We start from the raw sequence: 15,077 nt of genomic DNA on the forward strand, positions 1-15,077 counted from the left end.
TCGCCGCGGCACCTGCGAACCGAAAGAGATCTGGAGAGTCCGATGAGCACGTCCACCAACAAGTACGTCGAGGCGCTGCGGTCCTCCCTGAAGGAGATCGAGCGGCTCCGTCAGCAGAACCAGCAGCTGGTGGCGGCTGCCGAGGAGCCCATCGCCGTCGTCGGCATCGGCTGCCGCTACCCCGGCGGGGTCACCTCCCCCGAGGACCTGTGGGAGCTGGTCACCGAAGGCCGCGACGTCATGGCCGGCTTCCCCGCCGACCGCGGCTGGGACCTGGAGCGCCTCGCCGGGGACGGACCCGGCCACAGCCTCGCCCAGGAGGGCGGGTTCCTCTACGACATGGCGGATTTCGACCCCGGGTTCTTCGGGATCTCCCCGCGCGAGGCCGTCGCCATGGACCCCCAGCAGCGGCTGCTGCTGGAAGTCGCCTGGGAGGCCCTGGAGCGCGCCGGCATCGATCCGGTCACGCTGCGCGGCAGCCGGGCCGGCGTGTTCGTCGGCACGGCCGGACAGGACTACGCCTCGGTCATCAAGGCGTCCGACGAGGACGCCGAGCTGTACTCGACCACCGGGCACGCCGCGAGCGTCATCTCGGGCCGGCTCTCCTACACACTCGGCGCCGAGGGCCCCGCCGTCACCGTCGACACCGCCTGCTCCTCCTCACTGGTGGCGCTGCACTGGGCCGCGCAGTCCCTGCGCAACGGCGAGTGCCACATGGCCCTCGCGGGCGGCGCCTCCGTGATGGCGACGCCCGGACCCTTCGTCTCCTTCACCGCCCAGAGCGGCATGGCCGCCGACGGCCGCTGCAAGTCCTTCTCCCAGGACGCCGACGGCACCGGCTGGGGCGAGGGCGCCGCCGTCCTCGTACTGGAACGCCTCTCGGACGCCCAGCGGGCCGGCCACCCCGTCCTCGCCGTGCTGCGCGGCAGCGCGATCAACCAGGACGGCGCGTCCAACGGCCTGTCCGCGCCCCACGGCCCCTCGCAGCGACGCGTCATCCGCGCCGCCCTGGAGAACGCCCGGCTGGCACCCGCCGAGGTGGACATCGTCGAGGCGCACGGTACGGGGACGACCCTCGGCGACCCGATCGAGGCGCAGGCACTGCTGGCCACCTACGGCCAGGACCGCGAACGGCCGCTGCGGCTGGGATCGGTCAAGTCGAACATCGGGCACACCCAGGCGGCCTCGGGCGCCGCCGGTGTCATCAAGATGATCATGGCGATGCGGCACGGACTGATGCCGCGCAGCCTGCACGTGGGCGAGCCCTCCCACGACGTGGACTGGACGACCGGCTCCATCGAACTGCTCGATGAGCCCCTCGCCTGGCCCGAGACGGGCCGCGCCCGGCGCGCCGCCGTCTCCTCCTTCGGCGTCAGCGGCACCAACGCGCACGTGATCCTCGAACAGGCCCCGCCGGTCACGGAGATCGCCCCCGCCGAGGACTCCACGCCGCCCGGCGTCATCCCCTGGGCTCTCTCCGCCCGGTCCGCCGCCGCCCTGGCCGACCAGCGCGCCCGGCTGCTCTCCTTCATCGCGCGCGACCCCGGGACCAGGCCCGCCGACATCGGCCACTCCCTCGCCGCGGGCCGGTCGGTCTTCGAGTACCGGTCCGTGCTGCTCGCCGACGCCACCGGCGCCGGCGAAACCCCCACCGTGCTCGCCGAAGGCGCCGCCGACGAGGGCCTGCTCGCCGTGCTCTTCTCCGGCCAGGGCTCCCAGCGCCTCGGCATGGGACGCGAACTCCACGCCAGATTCCCGGTGTTCGCCGAAGCCTTCGACGCCGCCGCCGACGCGCTCGACAGCCACCTCGACCGTCCGCTGCGCGACATCGTCTGGGGCACCGACCCCGACCCGCTCAACGAGACCCGCTGGACACAGCCCGCGCTCTTCGCCGTCGAGGTCGCGCTCTACCGCCTCGTCGCCTCGCTCGGCGTCACCCCCGACTTCGTCGGCGGCCACTCCATCGGTGAGATAGCGGCCGCCCATGTGGCGGGCGTGTTCTCGCTGGAGGACGCCTGCCGTCTCGTCGCCGCCCGCGCCTCGCTGATGGCGGCCCTGCCCGCCGGCGGCGTCATGGTCGCCGTACGGGCCACCGAGGACGAGGTCGCCCCGCTGCTCACCGGGCTCACCGAACGGGTGTCGGTCGCCGCCGTCAACGGACCCACGTCCGTCGTCGTCGCCGGTGACGAGAGCGCCGTACAGGACATCGCCGCCCACTTCGAGGCGCGGGACCGCAAGACCAGCCGGCTGCGCGTCTCGCACGCCTTCCACTCGCCGCTCATGGAACCGATGCTGGCGGAGTTCCGCGCCGTCGCGGAGAGCCTGACGTACGAGGAACCCACGATCCCCGTCGTGTCGAACGTGACCGGCCGGATCGCCGACGTCGCCGAGCTGTGCTCCGCCGCCTACTGGGTACGGCATGTACGCGAAGCCGTACGGTTCGCCGACGGTGTCCGCACCCTCACCGGACGCGGCGTCACCACCCTGCTCGAACTGGGCCCCGACGGCGTGCTCTCCGCCATGGCCCAGGACTCGCTGACGGAGTCGGCGGCGATGGTGCCGCTGCTGCGCAAGGACCGCCCGGAGGAACTGGCCGCCGTCACCGCCCTCGCACGGGTGCACGTACGCGGCGCCACCGTGCGCTGGGCCGGCCTCTACGACGGCACCGGCGCCCGCCGCGTCGACCTGCCCACCTATCCGTTCCAGCGGCGGCGCTTCTGGCCGGCCGCCACCCTCAACAAGGCCGGCGACATGCGCGCCGCCGGACTCGGCTCCGCCGAGCACCCGTTGCTGGGCGCGGCCGTCGAACTGGCCGACGGCCAGGGCGCGCTGTTCACCAGCCGCCTGTCCACGCAGTCCCACCCCTGGCTCGCCGACCACGGCGTACGCGGTCGCGCCCTGCTGCCCGGAACGGCCTTCGTCGAACTGGCCATCCGCGCCGGTGACGAGGTCGACTGCGGCCGCGTCGAGGAACTGGCCCTCGCCGCGCCGCTCGCACTGCCCGAACACGGCGCCGTACAGCTCCAGGTGCGCGTCGGCCCCGCCGATGCCTCGGGACGCCGCCCGCTGGGCATCTACTCGCGTGTCGAGGACGGCTTCGACCTCCCCTGGTCGCAGCACGCCACCGGATTCGTCGCCCCCGGCACCGGCGCCCCCGACCCCGGCTTCGACGCCACCGTATGGCCGCCCGCCGGCGCGGAACCCGTCGACCTCGACGGCTGCTACGAACGGCTCGCCGGACTCGGCTTCGACTACGGCCCCGTCTTCCAGGGCCTGCGCGCCGCCTGGCGGCGCGGCGACGAGGTGTACGCCGATGTCACCCTCCCGGAGGGCGCGGGCACGGACGCGAGCGCCTTCGGCCTCCACCCGGCGCTGCTCGACGCCGCCCAGCACGCGGCGGCCTTCACCGACCTCGGCGCCATCAGCCGGGGCGGCCTGCCGTTCGCCTGGGAGGGCGTGTCCCTGATCGCCTCCGGCGCCACGGCGGTACGCGCCCGGCTGTCCCCGGCGGGCGACGACACCGTCTCCATCGCGGTGTACGACGCCGCGGGCGGCCCGGTCCTCTCCGTGGACTCCCTCGTCTCCCGCACGGTCCCCACCGAGAGCCTTGACGACCCGGGCGTTGTGCACCGGGACTCGCTGTTCCGCGTGGAGTGGACCGCGGTGAAGGGCCCGGCCCCGGCCGCACCCGACGCGGTGGCGGTGATCGGCGCCGACCCGCTCGGCCTGGCAGGCGCGCTGCGTACGACGGGTACCCCGGTGGCGGTCCACCCCGACCTGACCGCGCTCGCGGCCTCGGACGGCCCGGTCCCCGGCGTGGTCCTGATCGCCGCCGACGGCACGCCCGACGCCACACCCGGCGGAGCGGACGGGGGCGTCGTGGCAACGACCCACGCCCTCGGCGCCCGTGTCCTCCGCGACGTACAGCGGTGGCTGGACGAGGACCGGTTCGCCGACGCGCGCCTGGTGTACGTCACGCATGGCGCGCTCACGGGCGACGACCTCGCCGCCGCCTCGGTCCACGGCCTCGTACGCACGGCCAGGACGGAGAACCCCGGACGCTTCGGTCTCCTGGACCTGGCACTTCCGTCGCACGCCCCCGACCCCGGCACGGCCTCACTCCCCCCGGAGGCCGTGCCGGCCATCCTGCTCTCCGCACTCGCGGCCGTGGCCGACGAGCCCGACCTCGCGGTACGCGGCGGAGAACTGCTCACCGCCCGCCTGACCCGCGTCCCCGTCCCCGTGGAGCGGGCCGCCTGGGACGCCGAGGGCACCGTCCTCATCACCGGCGGTACGGGCGGACTCGGCGGCGTCCTCGCCCGGCACCTGGTCGCCGAGCGCGGCGTACGGCACCTGCTGCTCGTCAGCCGCCGCGGCCTCGCCGCCGAGGGCGCCGAGACGCTCCAGGCCGAACTCACCGCACTGGGCGCCCAGGTGACCGTCGCCGCCTGCGATGTCACAGACCGGAGCGCCCTCGCGGAACTGCTCGCGACCGTCCCCGCCGTACACCCGCTCACCGCCGTCATCCACACGGCCGGTGTCGTCGACGACGGCGTGATCGGCTCACTGACCCCGGCGCGGCTCGACAGCGTGCTGCGCCCCAAGGTCGACGCCGCCTGGAACCTCCACGAACTCACCCGGGAACTCGACCTGGCCGCGTTCGTGCTCTTCTCCTCCGTCGCCGCCACCCTCGGCAGCCCCGGCCAGGCCAACTACGCGGCCGGAAACGCCTTCCTGGACGCGCTCGCCACCCACCGGCGCGCCGGCGGACTGCCCGGTCTCGCCCTCGCCTGGGGCCCCTGGACCCAGAGCGTCGGCATGACCAGGACACTCACGGACATCGACGTGGAGCGCATCGCGCGCTCCGGCATGCCGCCGCTCTCCGTCGACCAGGGCGTGGCGCTGTTCGACGCCGCCCTCGCCACCGACGCGCCGGCCGTCGCGCCCGTACGCCTCGACCTGCCCGTCCTCCGTACCCAGGGCGAGATCCCGCCCCTGCTGCGCGGCCTCATCCGCACCCCCGGCCGGCGCGCCGCCGCACAGGTCTCGGAGACGGCGGGCGGCCTCGCCCAGCGGCTCACCGGACTGAACGCCGCAGAACGCCGCGAGGTCCTTCTCGACCTCGTACGCGGCCAGGTCGCGCAGGTGCTCGGCCACGCCGACGCCGCGCAGGTCGAGGCGTCCCGCCAGTTCCAGGATCTCGGCTTCGACTCGCTGACGGCGGTCGAGCTGCGCAACGGCCTCAACTCCGTGACCGGTCTGCGGCTGCCCGCGACCATGGTCTTCGACTACCCGACGCCGAGCGCCCTCGCCGACCACATGCGCGACGAACTGCTCGGCACCGAGGCCGAAGCACCGGCCGCGCCCGTGGCCGCGCCGCCGCCGGTCACCGACGACCCCATCGCGATCGTCGGCATGGCCTGCCGCTACCCGGGCGGGGTGACCTCGCCGGAAGACCTCTGGCGGCTCGTCACGGAGGACGGCGACGCCATCTCCGGCTTCCCCGTCAACCGCGGCTGGGACCTCGACGGGCTCTACGACCCCGACCCCGACCACCCCGGCAGGACCCATGTCCGCGAGGGCGGATTCCTGCACACGGCGGGCGAGTTCGACCCGGATTTCTTCGGGATGTCGCCGCGCGAGGCGATGGCCACCGACTCCCAGCAGCGGCTGCTGCTCGAACTCTCCTGGGAAGCCATCGAGCGGGCCGGGATCGACCCCGTCTCGCTGCGCGACAGCCGGACCGGTGTCTTCGCCGGTGTCATGTACAACGACTACGGGCCGCTGCTCACGGGCGAGGAGTACGAAGCCTTCCGCGGCAACGGCAGCGCGCCGAGCGTCGCCTCCGGCCGTGTCTCCTACACCCTGGGCCTCGAAGGCCCGGCGGTGACCGTGGACACCGCCTGCTCCTCCTCCCTGGTCGGCATGCATCTCGCCGCGCAGGCCCTGCGGAACGGCGAATGCTCGCTGGCGCTGGCCGGCGGTGTGACCGTGATGTCCACCCCGAGCACCTTCGTCGAGTTCTCCCGGGCGCGCGGTCTGGCCCCCGACGGCCGGTCCAAGGCGTTCTCCGAGTCGGCCGACGGCGTCGCCTGGTCGGAGGGCGTCGGCATGCTGGTACTTGAGCGCCTCTCGGACGCGCGGCGCAATGGCCACCAGGTGCTCGCCCTGCTGCGCGGCAGCGCGATCAACCAGGACGGCGCGTCCAACGGACTCACCGCCCCGAACGGTCCTTCGCAGCAGCGCGTGATCCGTCAGGCACTGGCCAGCGGCGGGCTCTCGGCCGACGAGGTCGATGTGGTGGAGGCGCACGGTACGGGGACGACGCTGGGCGATCCGATCGAGGCGCAGGCGCTGCTGGCCACGTATGGGCGTGACCGTGACCCGGAGCGTCCGCTGCTGCTCGGGTCGGTGAAGTCGAACATCGGTCACACGCAGGCTGCGGCCGGTGTCGCCGGAGTCATCAAGATGGTGCTGGCGATGCGGCACGGAGTGCTGCCGCGCACGCTCCATGTGACCGAGCCGTCGTCGCATGTCGACTGGTCGGCGGGCGCGGTGGAGCTGCTGACCGAGCCGGTGGAGTGGCCGGAGTCCGGTCGCGCGCGTCGGGCGGGTGTCTCGTCGTTCGGGATCAGCGGGACGAACGCCCACGTCATCCTGGAGCAGCCGCCCACCGTCATCCGGGGATCGGTGCTCGCCGGGTCCGAAGTCCCGTCCGTGGAGCCGGGCGTGGTGCCGTGGGTGCTCTCGGGCAGAACGCCCGAGGCGCTGGCGGATCAGGCGCGACGGCTGCTGTCCCTCGTCGGACCGGGCACGGGTGCGCGCCCGGTGGACATCGGCTTCTCGCTGGCGACCGGCCGTTCGGTGTTCGACCACCGCGCGGTGGTCCTGGCGGGCGACCCCGCCGACACGGAGCGCGCTCTGACGGCACTCGCGGCCGGCGAACCGGATGCCGCCGCGGTGTCGGGTGCGGCGACGACCGGAAAGCGTGCCGTCCTCTTCTCGGGTCAGGGTTCGCAGCGGCTGGGGATGGGCCGTGAGTTGTACGGCCGGTTCCCGGAGTTCGCGGAGGCGCTGGATTCCGTACTGGCGATGCTGGACGCTGAGTTGGGCCGTGATCTGCGTGCGGTGATGTGGGGTGAGGACGACGGGCCGCTGAATGACACGGTGTTCACTCAGCCGGCGTTGTTCGCGGTCGAGGTGGCGTTGTTCCGGCTGGTGGAGTCGTGGGGTGTGGTCCCGGACTTCGTCGCGGGGCATTCGATCGGTGAGATCGCGGCGGCGCATGTGGCGGGGGTATTCTCGCTGGAGGACGCCTGCGCGTTGGTGGTGGCGCGGGCGCGGCTGATGGGGGCACTGCCGGCCGGTGGTGCGATGGTCGCGGTCCAGGCGACGGAGGACGAGGTCCTGCCGCTGCTGGCCGGCTCCGGCGAGGTGTCCATCGCTGCGGTCAACGGCCCGATGTCCGTGGTGATTTCGGGCGCTGAGGACGCGGTGCTGGAGGTCGCGGCGCGGCTGGGGGAGCGGGGCCGCAAGACGAGCAGGCTGCGGGTGTCGCACGCGTTCCACTCGCCGCTGATGGACCCCATGCTGGACGAGTTCCGCGCGGTGGCGGAGGGGCTGTCGTACGAGGCGCCACGTATCCCGGTCGTCTCGAACCTGACCGGCGGCCTGGCGGCGGCGGAGGAGTTGTGCTCGGCCGCGTACTGGGTACGGCATGTCCGGGAAGCGGTCCGCTTCGCCGACGGCGTACGGACACTCGGCGACCAGGGTGTGACCACCTTCCTGGAACTGGGCCCGGACGGTGTGCTGTCGGCCATGGCCCAGGAGTCCCTGCCGGACGGCGCGGCGACCGTACCCCTGCTCCGCAAGAACCGGGCGGGCGAGCCCGCCGCGCTCACCGCCCTGGCACAGCTGTACGTACGGGGTGTCCCCGTGGACTGGGCGGCCGTGTTCGCCGGAACCGGCGCGTCGTGGGTCGATGTGCCCACGTACCCCTTCCAGCATCAGTGGATCTGGCCGGCCGGCTCACAGGCCGGCGCCACCGGCGACGTACGCGCCGCCGGACTCGGCTCCGCCGAGCACCCGTTGCTGGGCGCGGCGGTCGAACTCGCCGAGGGCGAGGGCGCGTTGTTCACCGGGCGGCTGTCCGTCCGGTCCCATCCCTGGCTCGCCGATCACGCGGTCATGGGCCGGATCCTGCTGCCGGGAACCGCCCTGCTTGAACTGGCGTTCCGGGCCGGTGACGAGGTCGGCTGCGACCGGGTCGAGGAACTGACGCTCGCGGCGCCGCTGGTGCTGCCGGAGGGCGGCGCGGTCCAGGTCCAGGTGCGTGTCGGGGTCACCGACGACGCGGACCGGCGCTCGATCACGGTGCACTCCCGGCTCGACGGCGCCGACGAGCGGTCATGGACACAGCACGCCATGGGTGTGCTGGCGGTCGGAGGCCAGAGCCCGGCCGACGGGCTCGACGCGACGGTATGGCCGCCGGAGGGCGCCGAGGCGCTGGCAGCGGACGGCTGCTACGAGCGGTTCGCCGAGCTGGGGTTCGCGTACGGTCCGGTGTTCCAGGGCCTGCGCGCCGCCTGGCGGCGTGACGGTGAGATCTTCGCCGAGGTGAGCCTGCCGGAGAGCGCCGAGAGCGACGCCGCCGCGTTCGGTCTGCACCCCGCGCTGCTCGACTCCGCGCTGCACGCCTCGCTCCTCGCGGGCGACGGCGAGGAGGGCAACGGAGGACTGCCGTTCTCGTGGGAGGGCGTGTCGCTCCACGCGACGGGCGCCGCCGCGCTCCGGGTCCGCATCACCCCGGCCGACAACGGCCGGGACGCGGTGTCGATCGCGGTCGCCGACCTGTCCGGAGCGCCGGTCGCCACGGTCGATTCGCTGCTCGTACGGGCGGTGTCGAACGAGGAGCTGAGCGAGGACGCCGGGCTGGCCAGGGACGCGCTGTTCGGCCTCGACTGGGTTCCGGTGCCGGCGGCTTCCGGTACGGATGTGCCCGCGACTCTCGGGCTGCTGGGGCCCGACACGTTCCGGCTCGCCGACGCACTGGCGGCCTCCGGGCCGCGTGTCGAGACGTACACCGATCTCGCGTCGCTCGCGGCGGGCGGGAACCCGGTGCCGGACGTGGTGCTGGTCGCCGTGTCCGGGGAGGGAGACCGTGGCGGGGTGGCGGAGTCCGCCCACGTACTGACCACCGACGTACTGGCGCTCGCGCGGGGATGGCTGGCCGAGGAGCGGTTCGCCGGCTCGCGGCTGGTGTTCGTCACCAGGGGCGCGATGGCGGCCGGTGACGAGGAGGCCACCGATATCGCGGCGGCCTCGGTATGGGGCCTGGTGCGCTCCGCGCAGACGGAGAACCCCGGCTGCTTCGGTCTGGTGGACCTCGGCCTCACGGACGACGGCGCCGAGCCGCTCGCGCGGTCCCTCACCACGGACGAGCCCCAGGTGGCCATCCGTGACGGCGCGATCCTGGCGGGCCGGCTCGCGCGACTGGCGTCGGGTACGGGTCTGATGCCGCCGGCCGGAGTGCCCTGGCGGCTCGACAGCGAGACGCAGGGCAGTCTGGACGGGCTGACCCTGGCCCCGTTCCCGGAGGTTCTCGCTCCGCTGACCGGCAGCGAGGTCCGTATCGACGTACGGGCCGCCGGTGTCAACTTCCGCGATGTCCTCAAGGCCCTCGACATGTACCCCGGCGACGCCGGACGCATGGGCCGCGAGGCCGCCGGCGTGGTGACCGAAGTGGGGCCCGACGTGACCGGGCTGCGCCCCGGCGACCCGGTCACCGGCCTGGTGTCCGGCGGCTTCGGCTCGCTGGTGGTCGGCGACGCGCGGCTGCTCACCCGGCTGCCCGACGGCTGGTCGTGGGAGACGGCGGCCTCGATGCCACTGGTGTTCCTGACGGCGTACTACGCGCTGGTGGAGCTGGGCGGGCTGGGGCGCGGGGAGAGGGTGCTGATCCACGCCGGTGCGGGTGGTGTGGGTATGGCGGCGATCCAGGTGGCGAACCATCTGGGTGCCGAGGTCTTCGCGACGGCGAGTGAGGGCAAGTGGGATGTGCTGCGGTCGCTCGGTGTGGCCGAGGATCATATCGCGTCGTCGCGTACGACGGACTTTGAGGCGGTGTTCGCTGAGGTCAGTGGCGGCCGGGGGGTCGATGTCGTACTGAACTCGCTGGCCGGTGAGTTCGTGGACGCGTCGCTGCGGCTGGTCGGTGAGGGTGGCCGGTTCCTGGAGATGGGCAAGACCGATATCCGGGAAGCCGCCGAACTGCCCGACGGCATGAACTACCAGGCGTTTGACCTTGGTTGGGTGGAACCGGACGGTATCCAGCGGATGCTGGTCGCCGTCATGGACCTGTTCGCGCGGGGTGCGCTGGAGCCGCTGCCGGTGCGGTCGTGGGACGTACGGCGGGCGCGCGACGCGTTCCGCTTCATGAGCATGGCCCGTCATGTCGGCAAGATCGTGCTGACGATGCCCCGGGTCTGGGATCCCGAGGGCACGGTCCTGATCACCGGTGGCACGGGCGGTCTGGGCGGTGTGCTGGCGCGGCACTTGGTCGCCGAGCGCGGCGTACGGCACTTGGTGCTCACCAGCCGGCGCGGGCTCTCGGCGGAGGGAGCCACGGAACTCGTCGCCGAACTGACGGCACAGGGCGCCGAGGTGTCCGTCGAGACGTGTGATGTCGCGGACCGTGACGCCCTGGCGGAACTGCTGGGCGCGGTCCCGGCCGAGCACCCGCTGACGGCGGTCGTCCACACGGCGGGTGTGCTGGACGACGGCATCATCGGTTCACTGACCCCCGACCGGCTGGCCCGGGTGCTACGGCCCAAGGTCGACGCGGCCTGGCATCTGCATGAGCTGACGCGCGATCTCGATCTGGCCGCCTTCGTGGTCTTCTCCTCGGTCTCCGGAGTGATCGGCGGCGCGGGGCAGGCCAACTACGCGGCGGGCAACGCCTTCCTGGACGCCCTCGCCGCGCACCGTCAGGCCGCGGGCCTGCCGGGAGTCTCCCTCGCGTGGGGCGCCTGGAACCAGGGCGCGGGCATGACGAGCGACCTCGGAGAGGCCGATCTGCGCCGGGCAGCCGAGGCCGGCATGCCCCTGCTCTCGGTCGACCAGGGCGTATCGCTCTTCGACGCGGCGCTGGCCACCGGCCAGGCCGCGGTGGCGCCCGTACGGCTGGACCTTTCGGTGCTGCGCGCGCGGGGCGCCGTCCCGCCGCTGCTGCGGGGACTGGTCCGTACAACCGCGCGGCGTACGGCGGTCGCGGGACCGGGCGCGGGCACGGACGCCGGGCTCGCCGAGCGCCTGAGCGGGCTGGAACGCGCCGAACGGCACGAGACGCTGCTCACGCTCGTACGCGGCCAGGCGGCGCTGGTGCTCGGCCACGCGAGCGGCGACGGGGTCGACCCGGCACGGGCCTTCCGTGACCTCGGCTTCGACTCGCTGACCGCCGTCGAGCTGCGCAACCGGCTCAACACGGCCACCGGCCTGCGGCTGCCCGCCACCATGGTCTTCGACTACCCGACGGTCGAGGCACTGGCCGAGCATCTGCTCGAAGAACTGGTCGGCCCCGACGCCGACATGGACACGGACGCGGCAGTGCCGGAACTCTCCCGGGCCATGCTCGACGACGATCCGGTCGTGGTCGTCGGCATGAGCTGCCGCTTCCCCGGCGGCATCGGATCGCCGGAGGATCTGTGGCGCGTGGTCACCGAGGGCGCCGATGTGGTCTCCGACTTCCCGACGAACCGTGGCTGGGACGTCGACGCGCTCTACCATCCCGACCCGGAGCACATGGGGACCTCGTACACGCGACAGGGTGGATTCCTGCATGACGCGGGCGAGTTCGACCCCGCGTTCTTCGGTATGTCGCCACGCGAGGCGATGGCCACGGACTCGCAGCAGCGGCTGCTGCTGGAGACCTCGTGGGAGGCGATCGAGCGGGCCGGCATCGACCCGGTCTCGCTGCGCGACAGCCAGACCGGTGTGTTCGCCGGTGTGATGTACGGCGGCTACAACACCACCCTGAGCGGCAAGGAGTTCGAGGGCTTCCAGGGCCAGGGCAGCGCGCTGAGCGTGGCCTCGGGCCGGGTCTCGTACACCTTCGGCTTCGAGGGCCCCGCCGTCACGGTCGACACGGCGTGCTCGTCGTCGCTGGTCGCGATGCATCTCGCCGCGCAGGCGCTGCGCGGCGGCGAATGCTCGCTGGCGCTGGCCGGCGGTGTGACCGTGATGTCGATCCCCGACACCTTCGTGGAGTTCTCCCGGCAACGGGGCCTGGCCCCCGACGGCCGGTCCAAGCCGTTCTCCGAGTCGGCCGACGGCGTCGGGTGGTCCGAGGGCATCGGCATGCTCCTCCTGGAGCGGCGCTCGGACGCGCTGCGCAACGGCCACGAGATCCTCGCTGTGGTCCGGGGCTCGGCCGTCAACCAGGACGGCGCGTCGAACGGACTCACCGCCCCGAACGGCCCTTCTCAGCAGCGGGTGATCCGTCAGGCGCTGGCGAGCGGCGGGCTCTCGCCCGCGGATGTGGACGCGGTGGAGGCGCACGGTACGGGGACGACGCTGGGTGACCCGATCGAGGCGCAGGCGCTGCTGGCCACGTACGGCCGCGACCGTGACCCGGAGCATCCGCTGCTGCTGGGCTCGGTGAAGTCGAACCTGGGGCACACGCAGGCCGCCGCGGGTGCTGCCGGTGTGATCAAGATGATCATGGCGATGCGTCATGGGGTGCTGCCGCGGACGCTGAATGTGACCGAGCCGTCGTCGCATGTCGACTGGTCGGCGGGCGCGGTGGAGCTGCTGACGGAGCCGGTGGAGTGGCCGGAGTCCGGTCGCGCGCGTCGGGCGGGTGTCTCGTCGTTCGGGATCAGCGGGACGAACGCCCACATCATCCTGGAGCAGCCGGCCACAGTGATCCAGGGAACGGTGGTGACCGGGCAGGAGGCGTCCCCGGCGTCCGAGGCATCCACGGCTCCGGTGGTGGAGCCGGGTGTGGTGCCGTGGGTGCTGTCCGGCAAGACACCGGAAGCGCTGCGTGGCCAGGCAGGGCGGCTGCTCTCGTACATCCAGGCACGGCCCGAACTGCGGCCCGTGGACCTCGGATTCTCGCTGGCGACAGGCCGGTCCATGTTCGAGCACCGAGCGGTGGTGTCGGCCGGCGCCCGCGAGGAGACGGTACGCGCGCTGGCCGGACTGGCGGTCGGCGAGCCGGACGCCTCGGCGGTGTCGGGTGCGGTCGTCGGTGGGAGGACGGCGGTGCTGTTCTCGGGTCAGGGTTCGCAGCGGCTGGGGATGGGCCGTGAGTTGTACGGCCGGTTCCCGGTGTTCGCGGAGGCGCTGGATTCGGTACTGGCGCTGCTGGACGGTGAGTTGGGCCGTGATCTGCGGGGGGTGATGTGGGGTGAGGACGACGGGCCGCTGAATGACACGGTGTTCACTCAGCCGGCGTTGTTCGCGGTCGAGGTGGCGTTGTTCCGGCTGGTGGAGTCGTGGGGTGTGCGGCCGGAGTTTGTGGCCGGTCATTCGATCGGTGAGATCGCGGCGGCGTATGTGGCGGGGGTGTTCTCACTGGAGGATGCCTGCGCGTTGGTGGTGGCGCGGGCGCGGCTGATGGGGGCGCTGCCGGACGGTGGTGCGATGGTCGCGGTGCGGGCGACGGAGGACGAGGTTCTTCCGCTGCTGTTCGAGCGACAGGACCAGGTGTCGGTCGCCGCGGTCAACGGCCCCGAGTCCGTAGTGATCTCCGGTCATGAGGACGTGGTCCTGGAGGTCGCGGCCCGACTGGAGCAGCAGGGCCGGAAGGCCACCTGGCTGCGGGTGTCGCACGCGTTCCACTCCCCGTTGATGGACCCGATGCTGGACAGGTTCCGCGCGGTGGCGGAGGGCCTGTCGTTCGCGGCGCCGCGTATCCCGGTCGTCTCGAACCTGACGGGACGTCTGGCATCGGCGGATGAGCTGTGCTCGGCCGAGTACTGGGTACGGCATGTCCGAGAGGCCGTGCGCTTCGCGGACGGCGTACGGACGCTGGCCCAGCAGGGCGTGAGTACGTTCCTGGAGCTGGGGCCGGACGGCGTGCTCTCCGCGATGGCGCGGGAGTCGGTACCGGACGAAGCACTGACGGTGCCGGTCCTCCGTAAGAGCCGTGCCGAGGAGCAGTCGGCCGTCACCGCACTGGCCCAGCTGCATGTGCGCGGTGTCGTCGTGGACTGGGCCGGGTTCTTCGCCGGTACCGGCGCGTCGTGGGTGGATGTGCCGACGTACGCCTTCCAGCACCAGCCGTTCTGGCCCGGCGGTATGCGGGGCGGCGCGGACGCGGCGGCGATCGGGCTGGTGGCGGCGGGGCATCCGCTGCTCAACGGTGTGGTGGAGCTGGCCGAGGGTGAGGGTGTGCTGTTCACCGGCCGGCTGTCGGTGCGCTCGCACTCCTGGCTCGCTGATCACGCGGTGATGGGCCGGATCCTTGTACCGGGTACGGCGCTGCTTGAGCTGGCGATCCGGGCCGGTGACGAGGTCGGCTGTGACCGGGTGGAGGAGCTGACGCTCGCCGCGCCGCTGGTGCTCCCGGAGCGGGGCGCGGTGCAGACGCAGGTGCGGGTGGGTGTGGCGGATGAGTCGGGGCGGCGTGCGGTCGCGATCCACTCGCGTCTTGAGGGGGAGGTTGAGGCGCCGTGGACGCAGCATGCGACGGGTGTGCTGGTCGTGGGCGCTGGCGCTGGGGCCGGGGCCGGGGTTGATTTCGATGCGTCGGTGTGGCCGCCGGTGGGTGCTGAGCCGGTGGATCTGGAGGGTTTCTACGATGCTCGGGCCGCGGAGGGTTTCGCGTACGGTCCGGTGTTCCAGGGTCTGCGGGCGGCCTGGCGCCGGGACGGCGAGGTCTACGCGGAGGTGAGCCTGCCCGACGGCATCGAGGGAGAGGCGCAGGCGTTCGGTCTGCATCCCGCGCTGCTGGACGCCGGGCTTCACTCGGCGTGGTTCGTGGGTGCGTCGGTTGATGGCTCGGACCGGCTGGGTGGTGGTGTCCCGTTCTCGTGGAGCGGGGTGTCGTTGCAGGCGTCGGGGGCTTCTTCGGT

1 protein-coding gene is annotated in these 15,077 nt (G+C 72.9%); it reads left to right on the top strand.

The genetic code is table 11. The annotated features are described in order from the left end of the window. Positions 1-42 precede the first annotated feature (42 nt). Positions 43-15,077 (top strand): SDR family NAD(P)-dependent oxidoreductase (locus ACFRKB_RS26150; protein WP_463291757.1); only part of this gene is annotated, 15,035 nt, incomplete at its 3' end.

The organism is Streptomyces scopuliridis, from assembly GCF_042790125.1.
Lineage (GTDB): Bacteria > Actinomycetota > Actinomycetes > Streptomycetales > Streptomycetaceae > Streptomyces > Streptomyces scopuliridis_A.